Below are 25,325 nucleotides of genomic sequence, written 5' to 3' on the forward strand. Positions count from 1 at the left end.
TCAAATTTTTTACCGAGAATTTCCCGGGATTTTAGATTTTTTTCATTCGTAAAAGGGTGTTTCAGGAGGCTTTATTCCCCATTGATTTTTAAATATAGAAAGGAAATTATTAAAATCCACTGATTTTTATATGACGAAACCAATAAAAAATTATTGTTCCTGATTCATTATTGTTTTTCTGTTTGCAGCATGAGGTGTTTTTTAAATACACAAAAAATATTTTTAGACATAATAATTTGTTTTTGAATCTCATACTTTTTATTTTTAATCAATTATTCTTTTAAATTACTTTTATCATATAACTACTTGTTATCACTATTATGTGTTTTTATTAATTAATATCAATATTTATGACTGCTCCTTCAATTCTTCAATTTTTCGAGAAATCTGTCGATCAATATCCAGATAAAGTTGCCTTGGTCTTCAAGGAAGAGCGTATCACTTATTCCGAATTGAATCATAAGGCCGAAAAGCTTTCAAACGCTATCCTTAAGATTTCAAAAGGTGAAAAAATCATAGGAATCAGTACCACCAGATGCATGGACATGATCATGGGCGTATTGGCAATTCTTAAAGCTGGGAAAACCTACATGCCCATCGATCCAACCTATCCTTCAGAGCGACATAAGAACATGGTGGAAATCTCTTCCCTCAAGTATGTTGTTTCCGGAGAAGGAGAAGAGGTTGTTTGGGGTGCTTTGGGTCTGGAAAGAATCGATTTCCAAGCTGAAGAAAATCAGAGGCCAGAGGGCGATTTTTCGCCGGGGGAATTGTATGCGGTTTTCTTTACTTCTGGCTCCACTGGAAAACCTAAAGGAGTGATGGTGAGACATCAAGGGGCCATTGAGCTGATCGAACACAAACTGATCTCTTCCAGAGCGGCAGGATTGGGCGTCAAGACTTTACAGTTCTGCCACTTGGGATTTGATGTTTCGGTCAAAGAAATCTTTGTCTGTCTTTCTTCCGGTGGTGAATTGCATTTGGTGGAGGATCTTCAAAGGCTGGATGCTTACTTTATGCTGAATTATATCCAGTTGCATGGGATCAACAATGTCTTTTTTCCCTTTGTCGCCCTTCAATATTTTACCAATGCGGCCGTGTCCAGCGGGATATTCCCTAAAAGCCTAACCGAGGTAAATACAGGAGGTGAACTGTTGAAAATCACCCCCCAAATCAGGGAGTTCTTCAAGGAAATCCCCAATGCGGTATTGAAAAACAACTATGGCCCCACAGAAGCCTCCATTTGGGCATCGGATATCAATATGGAGGGCCATCCGGATTCTTGGCCGGAAATCCCCTCCATCGGAAAGCCTCTTGCAAATTGTGGGTTTTGGATTTTGGATGAGCAGTTGAATCCCGTTCCTACGGGGCATTTGGGAGAGTTGCATATTTCAGGACCGTGCCTCGCAAAAGGATACCTCAACAGGGATGATCTCACCAATGCCCGCTTCATTCCCTGGACCACTCCCGAAGGAAAGGCGATAACCCTCTACAAAACCGGCGACTTGGTCAATCAGGATGAAGAAGGTTTCTATTATTTCAATGGCAGGGAGGATGATCAGATCAAAATTAGAGGGAATCGGGTAGAACTGGGAGAAATAGAAAGCGCCTTGGCGAATCTACCCAATGTGAAACATGCCATCGTGAAATTGGATGAAGATGAAATGGGACAAAAATACCTTTGTGGGTATGTCCAATTTATTGACAAGGAAAAAGGCGATCTGGCCCAAATAAAATCCGATCTAAAATCCAAAATCCCGGAATATATGATCCCGGACTATGTGATTGAAGTCGATGATTTTCCCAAAACCAGCTCTGGAAAGGTGGACAAAAAGGGGCTTCCCAAACCACGCCATACCCGCCCGGAATGGGCGGCCCAACTGGTCGTGCCGAGTACAGCGGTCGAAAAACAGTTGACGGATCTGTTCAAGGAGATCCTGAATTATGACAAAATCAGCATCCATGACAATTTCTTTGAGTTGGGAGGAAACTCCCTGAAAGGGCAAAGGACCATAGCGGAATTGAAGCAAAGGTTTGGGTTGGATTTGCCGATCATTAAATTGTACCAATTCCCCACCGTTTTTCAAATTGCCCAGTTTTTGGAAAAGGAAGGCAAACCAAAATTCGTGAATTTCGGAGCCAAAAATCAAAAAAAGGAAGAACAGGATGTTGCCGTTATAGGAATGGCCCTCAAATTTCCCGGAGCAGATTCTGTGGAGCGGCTTTTGGAAATCCTTAGGAATGGGGAAGAGACCATCAGTTTTTTTAGTGAGGAAGAATTGGACAAGACCATATCGGAAGAAATCAGGAAGAACCCTGATTATGTGAAAGCAAGGGGAATCATTGAGGGTTATGATGAATTTGACGCCAACTTCTTCGGATTCAATCCCAAATTGGCATCCATTTCAGACCCTCAACAACGCAAGTTTTTTGAAGTGGCGCATGAGGTATTGGAAAAAACAGGATACCGCACCCAAGATGGCCAGTTGCCAATCGGGGTGTATGCGGGGTGTAGCAACAATACTTATTTTACACACAACCTCATCCAGCATTCCAAACTGTTGGAAGCCTACGGAGATTTTATGGTGGGATCTTTGAATGAAAAGGATTACCTCGCTAGCCGTACGGCCTATCACTTGAATTTGACTGGTCCGGCGGTAAGTGTACATTCTGCTTGTTCTACGGCCCTTTTGGCCATTTCCCAAGCAGCCGATGCGATCAGGACAGGCAAATGCAAGATGGCCATAGCAGGCGGGTCGAGTATTAAATCCCCTACCAAAAGCGGTCATATTTTTGAAGACGGATCGGTTTTGACCAGAGATGGTCATGTCAATTCTTTTGATGCCTCGGCAACGGGAACGGTATTCAGTGATGGCGTGGGTGTGGTTTTGCTTAAAAACCTGAAAGAAGCCATTGAGGATGGAGATGAAATTTTGGCAGTGGTAAAAGGCTTTGGTGTCAATAATGATGGAGGCGAAAAAGGGAGTTTTTCCGCACCAAGTGCCGAGGGTCAAGCCGGGGCGATTTATGCCGCCATCCAGGATGCAGGGATTCATCCCGATGACATTACTTATTTGGAAGCGCACGCCACGGCGACACCCATTGGTGATCCGATTGAGGTGGAGGGTTTGAAACTGGCTTTTGGTGAGGCCACCAAGAAACAATATTGTGCGATAGGAAGTATCAAAAGCAATATCGGACACCTCAATGCTGCTGCTGGGATTGCGGGATTTTTTAGGGCCTTGCTTTCCCTGAAACACAGGCAGTTTTTTCCACAGCGAGGATTCTCCAAGATCAATCCCAACATTGATTTCGAAAACAGTCCTTTTTATGTCAATACAAAATTGAAGGCCTGGGATTCCGACAAGAAAAGAATCGCGGGAATCAGTTCCTTCGGCGTGGGCGGAACCAACGTTCACCTTATTCTGGAAGAGGCACCAGAAGCCAAGCCGGAAGAGAATGCAACCAGGAATTATAAGTATCCAGCCCATCTGATTAACTGGTCAGCCAAATCCGAGGAAAGTTTGAAGTTGTATGCCAGCAAATTGTCCGATTTTATTCAAAATAATCCAAAAGTCCAGCTTACTGAAGTTGCCTTCAATCTTCAGGAAAACAGACGGCACTTTCCCTTTAGGAAATTTGTCGTCGCGGATTCCAAGGAGGAATTGATTAAAAAATTGGGGGATTTTTCGGGGCAAATCCTTCCTGTAAAAGAACCAGATGAATATGTTTTTCTTTTTCCCGGACAGGGGGCCCAATTTCTGAACATGGGTAAGGAATTGTACCAAAACAATGAGGTGTTTAAGAATGCTGTCGATACATGCGCCGAGATATTGTCCGCGGTAATGGATATGCCAATTTTGGAGATTATCTATCCAGATGTGGAAGATGAGCAGGCCGAAGCCATTCTCAAGAATACAAAGTATACCCAGCCAGCAATTTTTACCATCGAATATGCACTTTCTCAATTGTGGATTTCCTTAGGCGTGAAGCCGATTATTATTTGCGGGCATAGTATAGGGGAATTTGTGGCGGCACACCTTGCGGGTATTTTTACTTTGGAAGATGCTTTAAATCTGGTAGCCATTAGAGGGAAGATGATCAGTGAGTTGCCACATGGCAGCATGCTTTCCGTGAGGTGTACCGAGGAGGAAATCAAATCCATGATGCCTGGAAATCTTTCTTTGGCAGGCGTGAATGGTGAAAACCAGTGTGTGGTATCGGGAGAAACAAATGAAATTGAAATTTTCGCCACAAGGTTGGAAGCCAGGAATGTCCCTTCCAAAATACTTCAAACCAGCCATGCATTCCATTCACAGATGATGGATCCCATTCTGGATTCCTTTGCAGCGGTAGTACGGGAAATTCCTATGCAGAAACCGCGAATCCCGATGATTTCCACGGTGACAGGAGAATTTTTATCGGATTTAGAAGCCCAAAGTCCGGAATATTGGACCAATCAATTGAGGAATGCAGTACGCTTTGCGGATGCTGCAGAAACTCTTTTTGAATTGGAAATACCGCTGAGCTTCCTGGAAGTTGGCCCTGGGAATGTATTGACCTCACTTTGCCGTCAGGCAAAAAAAGGAAAAGGAAGGGAGATGTACAACAGCCTGATGAAAAACCCCAAAGTATCGGATTACAGGTTTTTTCTTCAGACTGCGGGAAGTCTTTGGCAAAAGGGAAGAAAAATCCAATGGCAAAATCTGTATGACCAATTTATTCCCAAATGTGAATTGCCCACTTATGCCTTTAAAAAGGAAAAAATTTGGATGGACCCTTCACAACCGATTATAGCGCAAAAGATACCTGAAGCGAACATGAAAATCGAACAGGTGATTGAGCAGACTTTTTCAATACATATTCAAACTCCTATTCAAATGGACCGAAAACAAAAAATCAAAGACCAAGTAATTGGCGTGATCCAAGACACAACAGGACTAAGCGTTCCTGATGAAAAAGCTTCTTTTTTGGAACTTGGATTTGACTCGCTGCTTTTGACTCAATTGGCAGCAAGTCTTAAAAAAGAATTTAAAACTCCCATTACTTTCAGACAGCTGAGCGAAACGCTTTCTGATCTAGCCGCCTTGGTGGAGTTTTTAGATCAAAAACTACCAGAAGAGGCCTATCGAGAGCCAGCGCCCGCAATGGCAAGTGAGCCGGAAGTTCCAGTAATCGCTGCCGCACAGCCGCAATCGCAGCCGATTTTTCAGCAACAGGCTCCTCCTATTGCTCAAGTGTATGCTATGCCAAATCTTCAGCCCCAGCAGTTCGTATATCCACAACCTGCCCACCAAGGGGTAAATCCACAAAGCAATGGCGTGCATTCTCCCATGGATTTATTTTCCAGACAATTGGAATTGATGTCCCAGCAAATCATGATGCTTACCAATGGTGCAGGAAATGGCCAAGTGCCTTTGCCAATGGCATCAGCAGGAGCAACTGATTCTGTGGCCCCAACGCCGGTAGCCACCTTGGACAAAGTGCCAAAACCCCACAGCCACGCTCCACCAGCCGATGCTCCTAAAACCTTTGGCGCCATGGCAAAAATAGAAAAGGTGGTGACTGAGGTTACCCCAGAACAAAAGCAGTTTCTGGATAATCTCATTAAAAGATTCAACGAAAAAACAAAAAACAGCAAAGCCTATACCCAGAAATACCGTTCCAAAATGGCAGATCCTCGGGTGGTGTCAGGTTTCAAGCCGAACACCAAAGAAATCACCTATTCCTTGGTAGTGGATAGGTCCAAAGGAAGCAAAATTTGGGATATTGACGGGAATGAGTATTTGGATGTTTTGAATGGATTTGGAGCCATCCTTTTTGGGCATGGTCCTGAGTATGTCCAGAAAGCGATCAGGGAGCAATTGGAAAAAGGATTTGAGATTGGGCCGCAACATGTGTTGGCGGGAGAGGTTTGTGAGTTGCTCTGTGAATTGACAGGACATGAAAGGGCTGCGCTTTGTAATACAGGCTCAGAAGCAGTCATGGGTGCTTTGAGGATGGCTAGAACCGTCACCGGAAGATCCCTAGTCGTTTCTTTCAACAATTCTTATCATGGCACATTCGATGAGGTGATCGTAAGGGGAAGCAACAATCAGAAAAGTTATCCCGCTGCGGCTGGCATCATGCCGTCTTCTGTAGAGAATCTTCTTGTCTTGGAATATGGAACTGAGGAATCCCTGGAAATCATCCGACAGCGAAAAGATGAGCTTGCCGCAGTTTTGGTGGAACCTGTTCAGAGCCGTAGGCCTGAATTCCACCCCGTCGAGTTTTTGAGAAAAGTACGTGAAATCACGAAGGAAAGCGGAACCGCATTGATATTTGATGAGGTGATCACCGGGTTTAGGACACATTTAAAGGGGGCCCAAGGAATCTTTGGCATAAAAGCAGATATTGGGACTTATGGCAAAGTGATCGGTGGGGGATTGCCTATAGGCGCGATTGCCGGAAGTGCCGAATTTTTGGATGCCTTGGATGGTGGATATTGGGAGTTTGGGGATGATTCGATGCCTGAAGTGGGTGTGACGTATTTTGCAGGGACTTTTGTCCGGCATCCCTTGGCGCTCGCCAGTGCCAAAGCGTCCTTGGAGTTTTTCAAAAAAGACAATGGTAACCTCCAGAAGGATCTCGAACAGAAGACCAACCGAATCGCCGATTCACTGGATAAATTCTTTAAGGAGCATAACCTGCCTTTTTACATTGCACATTTTGGATCCCTTTGGAAGCTGAAATACAAGCAGGAATTGCCATATACAGACCTTATTTTTATTCTCCTGAGGGAGAAAGGCATTCATATTTATGATGGATTTCCTTGCTATCTGACCACCGAGATTACGGAAGCAGATGTGGACAGAGTCATCGATTCCTTCAAGCAATCCATTGGAGAGCTTTTGGATGTAGGGTTTTTTGGTGGTATTCCCAAGAAAACGAATGGATCAGCTCATGAAAAGAAACATGTTGTTTCTTGGGCCAGTCCGCCTGTTCCAGGGGCCAAATTGGGGAAAGATCAGCAAGGAAATCCAGCTTGGTTCCTTGTAGATGAGAAGAACCCAGGCAAATACTTAAAAATCAATATTGAAAACTAATTTTCGGGATAATATGGAAAATGATATTTTTTTAGAGTCAGTGGATTTTAATCCTTTTCCTGAAAAAGAGATTGAGAAAATCGTGGGGATGGTGGATGCCCAAAAAGAGATGTGGTTGTCGGCAGTTGTGGATGGTGTGGAGTCAAATCTGTCCTATAATGAATCCATCTCCCTTGACCTCAAGGGAGATTTGGATATCCCTGTTTTGCAGGCATCTTTTGACGAGCTCGTCAGACGGCATGAGTCCTTGAGAATGACTTTTAGTGGGGATGGGAAAACCAGTATCATTTATGATTTTGTTTCCCCAGATTATCTTTTTGAAGATTTATCGCAGTTGCCAGAGGTGGATAAAGATCTCCGCTTGAAGCATTATTTGGACAAAGCAGTGACGACTCCATTTGACTTGAAAGAGGGGCCGTTGTTGAGGATTGACCTGCTCAAGTTGGAAGGGCAACATCATTTTATGTTGATTACGGCCCATCACTTGGTCTGCGATGGATGGTCCATAGGGGTGATTGTGTTGGAGTTGAGTACGATTTACTCTCAGCTTGTGCAGGGTTTGGAGCCAGTTTTGGCACCTGCAGATTCCTACAGCGAATATGCCGAAACCATGCTCGAGTACAAGGGTAGCGAGGAATTCAATCAAACTGAAGGGTATTGGATTGAATTGTTCAAAGGAAAAGTTCCGGGTATTGAAATACCAATCGACTTTCCCAGGCCTGAAGTCAGAACCCTGAATGGGCATAGACTTGATTTTGAACTTCCTCCCGGTTTGGTAACCGCATGTAGGAAAACTGGGGTGATGGCTAAAACAAGTTTGGTGAACACCCTGCTGTGCGGGTTCGAAATCTTTTTACATAAATTGACTGGTCAAAGGCAAATGGTTCTCGGACTCCCTGTGGCAGGGCAGTCTATTTCGGGTAATTTTTCATTGGTGGGCCATGCTGTCCATCTTCTGGCCGTTCCCAGCGAGGTCAATCCAGACTTGTCATTTTTGGATTATCTGAAGAAAAGGAAAACGGAACTGCTTGACAATTATGACCATGCAAAATATTCATCCGGAAATTTATTGCCCCACCTAAATATCCCGCGGGACATCTCCAAAATATTACTCATCCCTGTGGTTTTCAATATCGACATGGGAATGGATCAGGGTGTCGCTTTCCATGGGTTAAACCATACTTTGATCACAAATCCAAGGAAATACGAATATTTTGAGATTTTCCTCAACATCACTGAAATAAAAGGAAGATTGATTCTGGAGTGGACCTACAATTCCGATCTCTTTAAGCCTTCAACCATTGAGGAAATGATGCGGGATTACCAAGACATCCTTAGCCTATTGACCGATACTCCAGAAACCTTGATCAAAGAAGTTGATTTGGTCCAGAATGAATTCCTAAAGAGAATCCAGCCATGGAATGAGACTTATTTGGAGTATCCCAAGGATAAAATTTTCACGGATTACATCTCTGAACAATCCAAAAGGCAAGCAATTAAAATCGCAGTGAGGAGCATGGGCAGTGAAATCTCCTATCGAGAATTGGAAGAGAAATCAAATCAAGTGTCCCATTATCTTGTCGCGATGGGAATAAAAAAGGGGGATGTTGTCGGGATTTGTGTGGATAGGAGTGTGGAGTTACTCATTTCCCTATTGGGGATCATCAAATCAGGGGCGGCTTACCTTCCCTTGGATCCTGTTTACCCAAAGGACAGGATTGAATTTATGGTGGAGGACGCCTCCTGTAAATATTTTTTGGTTTCGGAAAGGTTGAAAGACCAATACCAAAACAACTCCCCAATGATCATTTTGGAGGAAATGATGACTTCTATGTCGGGATTTCCCGGGTTTACGAGCGGCATTGATATAAAAGGGGAGGATTTGGCCTACGTCATCTACACTTCGGGATCCACCGGACAACCCAAAGGTGTGCAGGTAAGCCATCAAAATTTAATGAATTTCCTGCTCAGCATGCAGATTGCTCCGGGAATCAGTCAGGAGGATCAATTGCTGGCGGTGACCACCGTTTCCTTTGACATTGCGGGGTTGGAATTGTTTCTACCCCTCATCTCAGGGGCCAAAGTGGTTCTAGCGGATGCGGAAACCTCCAAAGATGGGAGGAGATTGGTTGAGTTGATAGAAAGGGAAAGAATTACGATGATGCAGGCAACCCCAGCCACTTGGCGAATGATGTTACATTCTTCATGGAAAAAGCATCTTCCGATCAAAGTACTTTGTGGCGGAGAGGCGTTGCCACAAGATTTGGCACTAGAACTTTTTCAAAATGCCGATTCTCTTTGGAATGTTTACGGACCTACAGAGACGACGATCTGGTCATTGGTCAAAGAAATAAAAGATCCAAACGGGCCGATCACGATTGGTAGGCCAATCCACAATACCCAAGTGTATGTGGTCGATAAATATGGTCATTTATTACCAGCAGGAAATGTCGGGGAGATCTGGATCGGGGGAGACGGTGTCAGCAAAGGGTATCTCAATAGGCCATTGCTCACCAAGGAGAAATTTGTACCCAATGATTTTGAACCTTCCAAAAGTGAATATTTATACAGAACAGGGGATTTGGGAAAATTTCAACCCAATGGGGAATTGGTTTGTTTGGGAAGGGTGGATCACCAAGTGAAAATAAGGGGTTATAGAATAGAGCTGGGTGAAATCGAAAACAAAATCAATCAGTTCCCAGAGATCGAAGGGGCTATTGTAATTGCTAGGGAAGATAATCCCGGAGACAAAAGATTGGCCGCTTATGTAGTCCTTAAAGAGGATGAAAGTCTCTTCATGATGGATCAAAATAACCTATCAGATACAGCAGTCATGACAAGGGAGGAGCCTGTGCTGACCAAAGAGAAAATTTTGGTCTGGAAAGAAACACTCAAAACGAGATTGCCCAATTACATGATTCCAAACGATTGGGTCGCCCTTTGGGAATTTCCCATGACGGACAACAATAAAATAGACAGGAACTCCCTGCCAATACCTTTGAGAAATGTCTTTTGGGATGAGACGGAAGAAAATCTTCCGCAAACCCCCAATCAAATACTAGTCGCCGGCATTTGGAGTAAAGTGTTGGGTGTGTCCGATGTCAGATTATGGGACGATTTCTTTGAATTGGGAGGGCATTCCTTGTTGGCGGTAAGGGTAATGGCGGAGTTGGCGGAGGAGACCGGTCTCAACTTGCCGCTGAATACATTGATCATCAATTCAACACTTGAAAATTTCGCGGCCGTTTTGGATCGCCAAGACCAAAAAGACCAAGACTGGAGCAGCTTGGTGCCTATCAAAAAATCCGGAAAGAAAGCTCCGATTTACTTGATTCACGGAGCAGGCTCGCATGTTTCGCCATTCTTCAACCTTGCAAAAAATCTGGATGAGGATCAGCCTGTCTATGGGCTTCAGGCAAAGGGATTGAATGGAATAGACGAACCCTTACAATCCATAAAGGAAATGGCGGCACATTATATCCAGGAAATCGTCACACACAATCCCCATGGACCCTATCATATCGGAGGTCAATCTTTTGGTGCATACGTTGCATTCGAGATGGCGCGGCAAATGAAAGCGTCAGGGCTTGATATCCAAAAAGTGATATTGTTTGATGTCTCCGCTTATCAGGAGGATTTCGAGGAATTATCCTCCTGGGAAAGAATGAAAAAGGAGGTTGGTTACGAATTCCAAAAAAGATACATGGATATAGAATTGTTGGTAAAATCTCCCAGCACATTGAGAAGATTGAAAACCAGTTCATTGGAACGAAAAACGAGAGCCTTGAAGCGGTTTTTGGGAATTGATGCAATGGATGGCGAAGGGAAATTATTTCATGTAATTGAAAAAATCAGGAGAATCAATCATAAGGCCATGGATGATTATGAATTGGCTCCATACAATGGCGATATCATCCTGTTCAAGGCCAAAATCAAAACATTTTATGATACGGACATGGAATACTATGGATGGAAACCTTATGTGAAAGAGGTCCATACAGTGGAGATGGAAGGAGACCACAATTCAATGTTCGAAGATCCGGAATTGGTGAAAATCCTCGGACGAAAACTACAGGAAGTTCTGGATAAAGACATTGAAATGAATATTTCATAGTGAATAATTCCTTGAAAATATTCGGCTTGATTTTCTTTAAAAAAATAATGTGTGGTGTAAAAAACGATAAAACCACTGTCCAATCATGTGTATTTTGGATAAAATCTGATCTCAGCTTACCCAGCAAATGAAATCATTAATGTCTACATAATTAGCTAATGAAACCTATAAAACCACAATTTGAAAGCATCGCATACGACCCTTTTGAAACTCCTGGTATTGAGAAAATAGTTGGATTGCTGGATTCCCAAAAAGAAATTTGGGTATCGTGTAAATTGGGAGGTGAGGAGGCCAATCTATCCAACAACTTGTCGATTTCCCTCAAGTTTACTGGAGACCTGAATCCAGAGCTGCTTTTTTCTGCTCTGGAGGCTGTTGTAAACAGGCACGAAGCCCTTAGGATGACATTCAGTCCTGATGGGAAAAACTGTATCATTCAGAAACATGTTCTTCCAACATATAAATTTCTGGAAATCCAAGATTTTTCCCCTCATCATAAAAGTCAGGCTTTCCAGGATGTATTGGATGCTGAAGTCACGTTGCCATTTGATTTGGTCAACGGTCCACTCATTCGGTTTTCGTTGTTGAAGTTGGAAAACAATGTGCACGTGTTGTTGATCACTGGCCATCACATCATTGTGGATGGCTGGTCCTTGGATTTGATTACCGAAGAGCTTTGTGAAATTTACTCCAGACTCTTGGAAAAAAACCCTGATAATCTCCCCAAAGCGGATTCCTTCAGCGAATACTCTTCTGAAATGACCGCCTTTAAAGAGAGTCAGGAATATCGTGACACGGAGCAATATTGGTTGGAACAGTTTAAAGGGAATAATTTTTATCTGGAATTGCCGGTCGATAACATTCGTCCTGAATTCAGGACTTACAACAGTTCGAGGCTGGATTTGGAGATTGATGCGGAATTGCTGGACGCGCTTAGGAAGTTGTCCGCTTTGGCCAAAACCAGCTTGGTCAATACCTTGATGGGAGCATTCGAAATTTATTTCCATAAACTTACCGGGCAAAGCCAGTTGTCCCTGGGAATCCCTGTATCTGGGCAGGCTGTTTCCGGCAATTTCTCACTTGTCGGGCATTGTGTCCATCTGCTTCCGGTACCGAGCAAAATCAATCCGAATTTGAGCTTTTTGTCTTATTTGAAGCAAAGGAAAACTGAGCTTTTGGATAACTATGATCACTCCCAATACACTTTCAGCAATCTATTGCAGCAGCTCAAAATCCAGAGAGACAATTCCAAAATTCCATTGGTTCCCTTTATCATCAATTTTGAGTCAGCCAAAAACCGCCATTACAAGTTCAGTGGTTGCAAAGTCGAGTCCGTCTTCAATGCCAAGAAGTTTGAAACCTTCGAGAATGCACTTTACATCACGGAATATCACCAAAGCCTTCTGATTGATTGGCAATACAATAGCAATTTATACGAAGCGGATAGCATTCGAAAAATGCTGAAGGAATTCAGGATGCTTCTAAAACAAGTGACAGAAAATCCAGAAACCATTATTTCCCAAATTGGTTTGGTTAAAAATGAGTTTTTGAGGCGAATCCAGCCTTGGAACGAAACCTTTCTGGACTATCCAAAAGATAAAATTTTCACTAAACTGATCAGTGAGCAGGCACAAAAATCTCCCGATAAAATAGCCATCACATTTAGGGATGAGGAGATTTCCTATTTGGATTTGGATAGCAAATCAAATCAGCTGGCACACATTCTTCTCCAAAAGGGCGTAACCAAGGGAGATATTGTAGGGCTGTGTGTGGACAGGTCCATTGAAATGGTCATTTCCCTATTGGGGATTGTCAAATCTGGGGCAGTCTATCTTCCGCTTGACCCAATTTATCCCAAGGACAGGATAGAGATGATGGTGGAGGACGCAGCATGCCGCTTTTTCTTGATTTCACGATCATTGGAAAATCGATACAGGAGCAATTCCCCCATACTGATTTTAGAGGAATTAATAGAAACCTTGATGGCTTATCCAGATACGGAACCTCAAGTAACCATTTCCGGAAATGATCTGGTCTATGTGATTTATACCTCAGGTTCCACTGGCAAGCCAAAGGGGGTAAAGATAGAGCACCACAACCTTTTGAATTTTTTATTGAGCATGCAACTCAGCCCCGGCATCAGTGCCGATGACAAGTTGTTGGCCGTCACGACGATTTCCTTTGACATTGCTGGGCTCGAATTGTTTTTGCCGTTGATTGCGGGAGCAGCGCTTTTGATTGCGGACAGCAACCAGGCAAAAGATGGGAGGATTTTGGTCGAGATAATTGAAAAAAAGAAGATAACAATCATGCAGGCGACACCTGCCACATGGAGAATGATGGTCAATACCTCCAGGTCAAAACTCTTTCGACTCAAAGTCCTTTGTGGTGGAGAGGCGCTTTCCCAAGACCTAGCCCTTTCTCTGATGGAAACATCTTCCGAATTGTGGAATGTATACGGACCAACAGAAACTACCATATGGTCCTTGATAAAAAAAATCAAAGATCCTTTTCAATCCATCACCATAGGTCATCCGATTCACAATACGCAAGTCTATATCGTTGGTGAAAATGGAAATCTCCTTTCCCCTGGCGAAATAGGGGAGATTTGGATTGGGGGCGATGGGGTAAGCCAAGGATATCTTCATCGCCCTGAATTGACACAAGAGAAGTTTGTCAAAAATATCTTTGAGCCAGAAAAAGGAGTATTGCTTTACCGAACCGGAGATTTGGGGAAATTTCTTCCAAATGGAGAATTGGTCTGTTTGGGGAGGATGGACAATCAGGTGAAGATTCGTGGTTTCAGAATTGAACTTGGGGAGATCGAAAACCAGCTTGGTCAAATCCCTGAAATAAGGGAGGCTGTGGTTGTCGCAAGGGAAGACAAGCCAGGAGACAAAAAACTTATTGCCTATGTGATAGAAGAAAATTCAGAGACACCTTTTCTAAAACCGGAACTTGATTCACCTGGGGAAATTGGCAAGCAGGATGACAATGGAAAATTGACCTTGGCTCCTGAGAAAATTACGGTGTGGAAAACCATATTAAAGGCAACGCTTCCAGAGTATATGGTTCCCGTGGACTGGGTGTCCATGCGGGAATTCCCCAAAACCGCCAACAATAAAATTGACCGAAAAGCATTGCCCAAGCCTTTTATCAGTCAGGTTATGTTGAATTCCGGAAAAGAACAGGTCAAATATCAAAGTAATAACCAAAAATTATTGGCTGGGATTTGGTCAAAGGTACTCAGTGTGCCAGCTATCGGCTTGAACGACGACTTTTTCGAACTCGGTGGACATTCCTTGATTGCCGTGGAGGTGATGTCTGCTTTGGAAAAGGAAACCGGATTGAACCTGCCTTTGGATACCTTATTTAAATTCCCAACAATAGCTTCTTTTTCGGAGCGATTGGATAATTTGGACAAGGCAGAAGTGAGCTGGGAATGTTTGGTTCCTATCAAACCCACAGGAAGTAAAACTCCGGTTTATCTGATCCATGGTGCTGGCGCAAATGTCTCTTCATTTTATGGGCTTTCAAAGAACCTAGATGCCGATCAACCAGTTTTCGGGATTCAATCAAAAGGTCTAGATGGAATTGAGGAACCCCTTCATACCATCAAAGAAATGGCGATACATTATATCCATCAGATAATAGCACACAATCCAACAGGACCTTATTTTCTTGGAGGCCAATCCTTTGGGGCCTATGTGGCATTTGAAATGGGGAAACAAATGAAAGAAATGGGTCTTGATATTCAAAAAGTAATTCTGTTTGATGTATTCGCATACCAAGGCGAAAAGGAATTGACCGGCTGGGAAAAATTCAAAAGGGGAGTGGCTTTTGAGGTCAAAAAAAGATATGTAGACATGGAATTATTGGTTCATTCCCCAGCGACTTTCAAGAATATCAAGTCACATTCCTTCGAAAGAAAGAAAAGGGGCTTGAAAAAATTATTCCATTTAGAGTCTTTTGAAGAGGAATCTAGACTTTTTCATACCATAGAAAAAATCAGAAAGATAAATCATACTGCGATGGATGAATATGTGCTTTCTCCGTACCACGGAGAAATAGTATTGTTCAAGGCCAAAATCAAGACCTTTTATCAAAAGGACATGGTATTTTATGGGTGGAGGCCTTATGCAGACAAAGTATTGACACTTGAAATAGAAGGTGACCACAATTCCATGTTTGAAGATGCTGAATTGGTAAAGGAGCTTGCCCAAAAACTCCAGGAAGTCCTGGACAAATGAACTTCCGGATGAAAGCAGAACTGTATTGTAAATGGAAAACCCCAGAACCAATTTGGGAAAAAGGGCCCTCCTTTGACCTGGACAATGGGGTGCATGTATGGCGAATTGGTTTGGACGAGGGTTTTGATTATGCCAAGGGATATAGTTTTCTTTTGGAAAGAGAAGATGTTTTTAAAATCGGCAGATTTTATAATTTGGCGGATCAAAAAAGATTTGTGATCAGCAAGGTGTTCCGGAAAATCTTGATAGCTAACTACCTCAGGGAACCACTTCAAAATCTGAAATTTGGGGAGACAGAGATGAAAAAACCCATTTTGTTGGAGCAAATGGATTTTCATTTTAATATATCGCATTCTGGCAACTATGTCATGTTTGTGTTTTCGTCAGTTGCATGTGGTGTAGATGTAGAGTTCATCAATCCCGATTTCCCATCCAAAAGCATCATGGAGTTTTGTTATTCTCAAGAAGAACAGGACTTTGTGCTGGATTCACCAAACCCCACTTATTCATTTTATCGGATTTGGACAGCAAAAGAATCCCTGATTAAGGCCATAGGGACTGGTTTGCAGGACAATCTGAAGGAAATATGCTGTCTAAACGGCGTCTGGGACTTGCCTATGTCTCTTTCTCGCGGAAATAGCTTTTGGACCACCATGTCCTTTTCTGACGATGAAAGCCATGTTTGGAGTGTTACTTTTCAGGATAGGTCAAAAAAAATCCGATTTTTTGAAACATGATCTAAACCGAATAGGGACATGAATCGAATTGGGATACTTGAATTGAAAAGGGCTGTACAGGGGGAGGCGATTATGGCAAGTTGGGTAAAAGCAGGCGAAAAGGAATTTGGACCCTCTGAAGGATTCAACCCTTCTTTAAAAGCTTTTTTAAAGCATTGAAAAATACCGAAAAAAGCTATTTTCCTAAAAAAAAATGTTCCAAAATGACTTGAATAATCCTTGTAAAAAAAATGATATTAATTAGGCAAATAGTTATTTGAAATTCATAAATATTTATTTAAAATACGTTTTTTTATTTGTATAATTTACTTAATTTAACTCTCCGATTGAATATATAGGTTCCGATTGATTTTTAATTGCTTTTTAAATTATAGACATTCTTTTTATGGCCAATTACAGGATTATTGTTTTGGGTTTATCCTCAATTCTACTTTTTCAAGTGAGTTGCATCTCCAATAAGAAAGTCGTTTACATGCAAAAACTTGCCCCATCTGCGATGGTCTCGCAGGGGGGTGAACTTATTCCCTACAAGACAGAAGATTATTTGCTTCAGTACAATGATGTGGTGGACATCACCATGACCACTTCCGACCCTGAGTTGAATATTTTATTGAATACAACATCCTCTCTGGAACAAATGAGGATGCTGGGTGGGAATATGATGGGCGGGGGTGATGTCTTTTATTTGAACGGTTTCACCTTGAATAATTTAGGGATAGTGGAATTGCCGATGATCGGGGAAATAAAATTGGTGGGATTGTCCACGGAGGAAGCCAAGCTGATGGTGGAAAGTGAACTCAAAAAATATGTCCGAGACAATGAATATTTTGTTCGGGTGAGATTGGGAGGGATCCGGTACAGCGCCATTGGGGAATTTGTCCGGCCAGGTAAATACACGATTCTTCAGAATAGGGTTACCATTTTTGAAGCCATTGCCAATGCAGGCGATCTCACCACAGTTGCCAAAAGAAATGCTGTCAGGGTTATCCGACAATACCCGAATGGATCAAGAGCCCATATTGTCAACCTGAACAACGATGAAATAATGAATTCGGAGTTTTATTTCCTAAAACCGAATGATATGATCTATGCCGAACCGATGAAAGTTCGGGAACTGGGAACGGGTGTTACGCTTGTTCAAACAACACAATTATTGATTAGTCTTGCAACCGTCGGATTATTGGTTTTCACCGCTACCAAATGATTGGAAATTATGAAAATAATACAAAACAATAGCGAAGAAGGGTACATTGAAGAAAATAAAAAACCTTTTGACCCAGCAAAATTTTTCCTGAAACACCTTCATTACTGGCCATTTATAGTGATATCAATAGTCATTTCCATGACCTTGGCGTTTTTAAAAAACAAAAGTACTCCGCCTATTTATCAGGTAAGCAGCAAGTTTTTTGTAAAGGAAGATGTGAACAGTTCCGGGATTTTGGACCTGACAAGACTCAATACAAGAGGCAATTATAATAATCAAACCCAGAAACTATCTAACGAGGCTATTTTTTTACTTTCCAAACCTTTGGCCGAGCTCACTTTGGATATTCTGGACTTTAGGGTAGGTTATTATCAGCCAGGTTTTTTTGTGGATACAGAACTTTATAAAAACAGTCCGATTCATGTTGAGGTGGATTGGGGACACCCACAGGTTATTGGAGGGAAGATGGATCTGTCGTGGTCTGACCCAAATTCCTTTGTACTCCGCTTCCCAGAGAAGAAATACTTTCAAAATTTCCCGGATTCCAAGCCTGAGGTCGAAATAGACCTTTCAGAAATACCTGCCAAAAAATATAAATTCGATGAGTGGGTTGAGTTGCCTTTTGCAAAATTCAAAGTGACTTTTAAAGGGGTTGAACCCAGTGGCAACACGCTGATCAAATTTAACTCAAAAGCCGGTTTGTTGGCCAAATATACGGGTGAGGACCTTCAAGTGGTGCCTGTGGAGCTGACATCTTCAATTTTGGGATTGACGCTAAACACAAGCCATCCAGAAAAAGGGAGTGATTATCTGAATACTTTGATGGAAATATCATTGGAGGAAGAGTTGAATGAAAAAAACAGAATGGCCAAAAGCACTGTGGACTTCATTGATCACCAAATTTCGGGTGTGGCGGACACCTTGAGCTTTTTTGAAGGGAGATTACAAAATTTCAGGAGCAGCAATAGGACTTATAACATCGCTTCGGAAAGCAATGTGGTTTATGGAGAGATCACCGCCTTGGAAAAACAACTCTCCCAGGAAAGATTCAAAAAGCAGTATTTTCAAAATCTTCAGAATTATTTGGTAAGAGAGACTTATGATCAGATAATCATGCCGGCGGGACTTGGTATCGAAGATCCAATCTTGAATTCTCTGATTCAGAATTTGATAACCCTTCAAAATGAAAAATCCCGTTTGCTCAATACCCAAACAGAAGCGTCTCCAAGGGTAAGGGATGTCACGAATAAAATCATGGATATCAATGCTTCCCTGTCTGAAGTCGTCAGAAATGTGACCAGCAATACTGATTTTCTAATAAGAGATCTGCAGGAAAGAATCACAAGGATCGAGAGACAATTCAGCAGACTCCCGTCCACGGAACAAAACCTACTGAAAATCCAGAGAGAATTCACCTTGAATGAAACCATTTATACATTCCTCCTGCAGCGAAGAGCCGAATCGGCAATTGCGATGGCTTCCAATACTGCCTCGAACAAAATCGTGGAATACGCCACGCCCAATTACTTGCCGATCACGGTAAAGGAAGTCACCACCTACATCATTGCATTGGTTGGTGGTTTTGTTTTCCCGATAGGGGTGATTATGCTCATTATTATTTTTGACCGTAAGATCAAGGATGTGAAAGAACTGGAGGGGAAACTTCTTGTTCCTGTTTTGGCCAAAATTGGAAAAAGCAAAAGCAAATCTTCTTTATCTGTTTTTACGGAACCCAAATCGGCCCTTACTGAATCGTTTAGAGCGCTTAAAACGAATATCAGTTTCATAGTCCCAAATGACCAGTCTGTTGCGATTGCCATTTCTTCAAGTGTATCCAAAGAAGGAAAAACTTTCACAGCCATCAACCTCGCTTCGATCTATTCTCTCAATGACAAAAAAACAATCCTGGTCAGCTGTGACATGTACAAGCCACACACATTTAGGGATTTTGGTCTCAAAGGGGATCAGGGCTTGTCCAATTATCTGAGTAGGCAAGTGGATGGGGTCTTTGATATTATCCAGCCCAGTGGGCACCATTTATTGGATGTGATTTCCTCAGGTTCCATCCCTCCAAACCCTTCTGAGTTGATCGCTTTGCCGAGGTTCAAAGAACTTTTGGAAGACCTGAAGAAAATCTATGATGTGGTGATACTGGATACACCACCTGTGGGATTGATCAGCCAATCTTTTGAAATCATGAAAAACGTAGATGTCATCCTGTATGTTTTGCGGTTTAAGTACAGCGAATGGTCTTTTGCTGATGATCTCAATGATATAAAAATCAAAAAAGGAATCAGGAATATCTACTCCGTGATCAATGACGTCGGCAACCAAGAGTTAAACTACAAAGGATACAGTGGTGACTATTATGACAGTCAAAATTCAAAGAAAAGCTTTATTGCGAATATTTTCAAAAGGGGAAAAGCAGCCCTATAAATTTTGCACACTGTTCTGTCATTTTTTTGACAGATCCTGATCCGATTCAGGATTTTATCTCGCTGTTTATCCTGATTATTTAAGAATACATTTTACTGCGATGTCACCAAGCATGGGACTGAAGGGGCGAAGCCGTAAAATGAAAATCCTGGTTCAATTGCCAAAAAACATTCCGAATTGAATTTTTAGAAATGGATGGATCTGTAAAAACCAAAACCGTTACCAAAGAAAACCACAAGCAAAGGGCCTATCTCAATTCCGTGACCAGCATTCTGGATCATGTGATCAAGCAGGTAATGGGTTTTGTGGTCAGCCCGATCATTGTCAATGGCTTGGGAAGCACCTTCTATGGAGTCTATCAGATTTTGCTTGAAATGACTGGATATGCAGATATGGCTGATATTCAAACTGCTCAAGTTTTGAAATGGACGGTTGCCCAAAAGCGGGGTGTGGCTTCCGAAGAAGAGCTGAGGAGCGAGGTGACCACAGCCTTGGTTTTAACGCTACTGATTCTACCTTTTATTTTCTTGATTGGAGGGGTTTTGATCTGGTATGCACCCATCTTGACCAATGTGAATGAGGAGTATTACAACATGGTGCGGGCAGCAAGTGCCATTATGATTTTTTCCATGGTCATTTATAAATTGATGGATCTTTTTGAAGCCGTTTTAAGGGGTATGAACCTAGGATTCAAAGGCATGGGCGCGAGATCAATGCTTATGATTTTTAGTGGCTTGCTTAAGATATGGGTGATCTATCAAGGATATGGTTTGATAGGGATTTCAGTTGTCCAGGTTTTCATTGGTGTATTCACCAGTCTTGTTTTTTATTGGTTGGTCAAAAAAAACATTCCATGGTTTGGTTTTGGCAGGACAGACATGGGCAAAATCCGCTCCTATGCAAAACTAAGTGGCTGGTTTATGGCGACGATGATTTTCAGCATGATTCTTTTCAATAGTGAAAAAATCATTCTGGGATATTTGGTCGGTCCGGAGATGGTGACCATTTATGTGTTGACCTTGTTTGCCAGCTCAGCGATGGGGGGCTTGATCAATGCCGTGATTTCAGGGGTAGTGCCTGGTATCGGTAATTTTTTTGGAAAAGGTGAATTTGAGAAAATACTGATTTCCAAAAATCTGATACAATCCATTATCTGGTGGTTTACTTTTTCCATAGGAACCGGTATTTTATTGTTCAACCAGTCTTTTTTAAACCTCTGGGTAGGGGAAGGCAACTATGCGGGGTACTTAGAGAATTTGTTTATCCTGTTGATTGCATTGCAATATATTTTCTTCGGTGCTGCGGGCAGTTTTATCAATGTGACTCTGGATCTAAAAACAAAGGTTCTTTTGACGGGCTTTTCAGCGCTGATTTCTATTGGCTTGGCATTTCTACTGGTGCAGGATTTTGAGATTTTAGGGCTTTGTGTCAGTGTTTTGGCGGGTCGGATGGTATTGACCTTCGGATTTCCTTTGATCCTAAAAAAGAAAATAAACGACCAGTCCTCCTTTTTCACAATGGAGAATATCCGGCCTTTACTCATCACTTCAATTGCTTTGATCGCTGCCTCTTATTTGCAGGAATTGGTAATGGTCAATTCCTGGCTGGGACTGATTTCTTGGGGTGCATTGACGGTGGCGGTTCTGATGCCATTGTTTTGGGTGCTTGGGTTCACGCATAACCAAAGAAGGATTCTTTTGACGAATCTGAGTAAAATAAAAATTTTTAAAATTAATGATAGGTAAAATATTGTATTTCAAATATTTATGAATGTTTTTTTTCTCCTTTTAGAATTTTCCACCCTATTGTTTATGGGGTATGCAGTCATGTTCAAAAAGCAACTCTCAATTGTGTATTTGCCATTCCTGTTTTTTAGCAATACAGTGTATGTACCCGCTTTGCCCTACTTTTTTTATTACGTCGTGATATCATCGGCTATTTTATACTTTGCAGTTTTCAATCTTCCTTTTGTAATCAAAAACGTATTTGCTGTATTTTCCATATTGTACATTTTAATATTGTTGACCAACTCCACAGACATCATCTCGATCAGGCCGGCATTATTTTTTGTGATATGGCTGTTTCTTCTGATTCCCATTATCCCAGAGATCTTTCAAAAATTCTCAAGAAACGAGATCATGGAGGAACTCAGCAAATGTGCTTTTTTGATTTTGACTGTATTTATCGTGAATACGGTTCTATCCACAAAATTCGCCTACGTACCGGTAGAAATGTATGGGATCAATTCTGGGATTCTATTTGGCAATGTGACTTTTACCGATTTTAATGTTTTGGTTTTTGCCACTTATATTGTGCTTAAAAAGGCGATCAAAGATAAAAAAAACCTGTATTTGATGGTCTATTTGGTTGCGATGTTCTTGATTCTATTGTCTATGAGAAGGACGGTCATGCTTCTCAGTGTACTGGGTTCATTGGTTGTGATTTTTGAGCTTTTGGATTTTCAGAACATTAAAAAGTTCATTGCTTATGGTGTCATCATTGGGAGCATTAGCCTGGTTGTTGTTTTTTATACTGGGTTTTTAAATGCTTTCTGGGAAAGATATGAGAAAAGAGGTTTGGAGAATAGGTCGCTGAATGAAGAAAACCGTATGATGGAATTCAATCTGCTTTACAAGGATATGTTTGTGTTTTTTGACTACAGCCCCTGGTTTGGCTATGAATTGTTTCAAAGCGGGGGCAATTATGGGAAAGGGGTTTTTGGCACTAGAACCCTTCATACTGATTTGACCAATATTGTGCACAGCAGTGGGTTTTTGGGATTGTTTTTGTATTTGATGATGGTTAGCCTTGCGTTTCGGCAAGCTTGGCTAAAAACGTATTCCAAGAGTCAGTATTATCATTTTGCTTTTTGTAGTATCGCATTTGTGATATTCACCATTACAGGTCGATATACAACGCTTAGCAGCTCGATTTTTTTCTATTTGGTTTTATTTCTTCCGGTTTCCAAGCCTGAAGTTTTATTTCAAAAAGTAATCTGTTCAAGAAAAGTGAAATCCTTAGAACCCTTGAATGCTTAGTTTTTCCTTGGTTCCCCATCGGGATTTGGTTAGAAATGTTTCCGTGCAAATACTCTTATTGTAATTTTTAATCTTTGGGACAGTGAAAATATTATTCGTTAGTAGGCCAAAAGAAACGAAAGTCAATCCTTTTGTAAGGGAACAAGCCCTCGCTTTGGAATTGAATCCCCAAGTATTGGTAGATCATTATTTAATCCAAAAGGGGGGTGTTTTTGGGTATTACCATGCAAGCAAAGAGATCGCAGCTATTTGGGATTCGGGAGAATACGATATCATCCATGTGCACAATGGGCTCTCAAGTTTTGCCGTAATCTTTGCCAAGATTTTTTCCAAAAAAAGAATTAACGTAGTGATTACATTTCATGGAACGGATATCAATAAAATTTCCGAAAGGATTTTCTCTATTACAGCATCCAAATTTTCGGCTCATAATATATTGGTTTCCAGTAAAATGGAGAAGTACGTGAAGACCAATTATTCCATTATCCCCTGTGGTATCGATACAGATGTGGAATTGGGATTTAGAGAAATCACCAGGGAGAAATTTGGCTGGTCAAAAGAAGACTTTGTGGTGTTGTTTTCTTCCGGATTTGATAAAAAGGTAAAGGATCCGGAATTTGCCTTTGCGGTTATCGAAAAGCTTTCCAAATCCTCTTCAAGCAATGTCAAATTTATTGAATTGAAAGGGTATGACAGGCAGGAAGCCAATCATTTGATGCAGGCTGCTGACGTGATGCTCATGTGTAGCAAGTCAGAGGGAAGCCCCCAAGTGATCAAAGAGTCCATCATCAATCGCCTACCGGTTGTGTCGAATGACGTGGGCGAGGTAGAGGAAATTTGTAGTGGAGTGGATCACTGTTTCGTTATTGAGAAGGATATCGACAAATATGTCAATGTGCTTTCAGAAATCTCAAAATCTTCAGCAAGGATAACCAACCCCGAAAGTGTGTTGAAAAAATTTGATAACAGACTGATCGTCGATGATATTTTCAAAATCTATAAAAATGTATTGAACTGACGTTGGTGTCGTGATAGGGATAGATTTTCTATTTTTATCCGATAGAATTGATTTTTTGCTCTCTTTTTGTACTATATTCATAACTTTCCAATGAACATACTAATAGATATCAATCATCCTGCACATGTTCATTATTTCAGGAATTTTTCTGAGATAATGAGGGAAATTGGCCACCAGACATTGTTTGTTTCGCGGGACAAAGAAATGGCCCAAAAACTATTGAACCATTATAAAATCCCTTTTATTGACCGTGGAAAAGGGAAGGATGGGAAAATAGGGAAGTTCATGTATATGGCATACGCGAATTGGAAATTGCATTCCGTTGCAAGAAAATTCCGACCAGATCTTTTTCTGAATTTTCTGCATCCTTATCCTTCCCAAGTGGCTAGCTACCTGTCCAAACCATCGTTGGTTTTCAGCGATTCCGAGCATGCAAAATTGCACCATCAACTGACCGTACCCTTTGCTTCGACGATTTACACTCCTGCATGTTACCTGACTGATTTGGGCAAAAAACAGATCCGGTTTAAAAGTTATATGGAATTGTCCTACCTCCATCCAGCCTATTTCACACCAAATCCAGAAATCTTCGAAATACTTGGTGTCCACGAAAAAGAGAAGTTTGTGATAGTTAGATTCGTTTCCTGGGGAGCAGCCCATGATTTTGGCATGACCGGAATGTCGCTCCAAAACAAAATCCATGCTGTTCAGGAATTGTCAAAATATGCGAGGGTTTTCATTTCCTCGGAAGGAAAACTCCCCGAAAATCTTGAAAAGTACCGGATCAAGATCCCTTACGATCGTATCCATGATGCCTTGTATTACAGTTCCATGATCTTTGGCGAAAGTGGTACCATGTCCTCCGAAGCTGCTGTTTTGGGTACTCCTGCCTTTTTTATCAGTAGTCTAAAACTTGGTTATTTGGAAGAGCAAGAAAAGGAGTTTGGCCTCGTATTCAATTATGGTATTTCTGAAATTGATCAAAAAAGCGCTATTGGAAAGGCTGTGGAAATTCTAAAAGACCAAGAAAGCGAAGCTATTTTCCAAGCAAAAAGGGAAAATTTATTGGCCCAATGCATAGACACAACTTCATTTATGGTCAAGGAGGTTTTGAAGCACGAATAAAGCAACTGGTAAGTTGGGTAATGAATCCTGTTAAGATAACCTGTCAATTTAAATTCCCAGAAACACAGTCTGTCAAAGTTAAATTTTTGATTTATGAATGTGGAATCCATTGAAAATTCAGAAATCACAAAAGAGAAACTGTCAATCGAAATTCTTAGGGGAAACGGTTTTTTTTGGCAATGGAGGATCAAGATTTCCTGTTTGCGAGGGAGAGATTGTTAGAGGATTGTCCACGGGGTACCGTCTCCCAAAGCCCAGAATTCAAGGGACATGGTAACGCTTTTTTTGCAGACGCTTTTCTCTTTTCCAAAGCCTTTA

The 25,325-nt window shown here is 41.6% G+C and carries 10 protein-coding genes; all 10 read left to right on the forward strand.

The genetic code is table 11. From position 1 onward, the window contains the following. The first annotated feature begins 350 nt into the window (after window positions 1–350). Window positions 351–7,085: a type I polyketide synthase gene (locus F824_RS0117475; protein WP_019599221.1), complete on the forward strand. Its 6,735-nt coding sequence runs from the start codon at window positions 351–353 to the stop codon at window positions 7,083–7,085. 13 nt (window positions 7,086–7,098) lie between these two features. Continuing rightward, window positions 7,099–11,199 carry a non-ribosomal peptide synthetase gene (locus F824_RS0117480; RefSeq protein ID WP_019599222.1) on the forward strand — a complete coding sequence of 1,367 codons (4,101 nt, stop codon included), beginning with the start codon at window positions 7,099–7,101 and terminating at the stop codon, window positions 11,197–11,199. Window positions 11,200–11,357: 158 nt separating this feature from the next. Further along, window positions 11,358–15,449: a non-ribosomal peptide synthetase gene (locus tag F824_RS0117485; RefSeq protein ID WP_019599223.1), complete on the forward strand. Its 4,092-nt coding sequence runs from the start codon at window positions 11,358–11,360 to the stop codon at window positions 15,447–15,449. A gap of 8 nt (window positions 15,450–15,457) precedes the next feature. Further along, window positions 15,458–16,186: a 4'-phosphopantetheinyl transferase family protein gene (locus tag F824_RS0117490; RefSeq protein WP_161629727.1), complete on the forward strand. Its 729-nt coding sequence runs from the start codon at window positions 15,458–15,460 to the stop codon at window positions 16,184–16,186. A gap of 472 nt (window positions 16,187–16,658) precedes the next feature. After that, the gene (locus tag F824_RS0117500; RefSeq protein ID WP_051107577.1) at window positions 16,659–17,390 is read left to right on the forward strand and encodes a polysaccharide biosynthesis/export family protein; all 732 of its coding nucleotides are present in this window, start codon (window positions 16,659–16,661) and stop codon (window positions 17,388–17,390) included. A gap of 9 nt (window positions 17,391–17,399) precedes the next feature. Further along, on the forward strand, window positions 17,400–19,826 hold the full coding sequence (locus tag F824_RS0117505) for a GumC family protein (protein WP_019599227.1): 2,427 nt from the start codon (window positions 17,400–17,402) through the stop codon (window positions 19,824–19,826). 191 nt (window positions 19,827–20,017) lie between these two features. Next, window positions 20,018–21,571 carry an oligosaccharide flippase family protein gene (locus tag F824_RS0117510; protein WP_019599228.1) on the forward strand — a complete coding sequence of 518 codons (1,554 nt, stop codon included), beginning with the start codon at window positions 20,018–20,020 and terminating at the stop codon, window positions 21,569–21,571. A 21-nt stretch (window positions 21,572–21,592) separates the two neighbouring features. Further along, window positions 21,593–22,864: a hypothetical protein gene (locus tag F824_RS0117515; RefSeq protein WP_019599229.1), complete on the forward strand. Its 1,272-nt coding sequence runs from the start codon at window positions 21,593–21,595 to the stop codon at window positions 22,862–22,864. An 82-nt stretch (window positions 22,865–22,946) separates the two neighbouring features. After that, complete coding sequence (locus F824_RS0117520) at window positions 22,947–23,882, forward strand: glycosyltransferase family 4 protein (protein ID WP_019599230.1); 936 nt, start codon at window positions 22,947–22,949, stop codon at window positions 23,880–23,882. A gap of 90 nt (window positions 23,883–23,972) precedes the next feature. Continuing rightward, window positions 23,973–25,007 (forward strand): DUF354 domain-containing protein, encoded by a 1,035-nt coding sequence (locus tag F824_RS0117525; RefSeq protein WP_019599231.1) that lies wholly within the window; start codon window positions 23,973–23,975, stop codon window positions 25,005–25,007. Window positions 25,008–25,325: the final 318 nt, after the last annotated feature.

This window comes from Rhodonellum psychrophilum GCM71 = DSM 17998, from assembly GCF_000381545.1.
Classification (GTDB): Bacteria; Bacteroidota; Bacteroidia; order Cytophagales; family Cyclobacteriaceae; genus Rhodonellum; species Rhodonellum psychrophilum.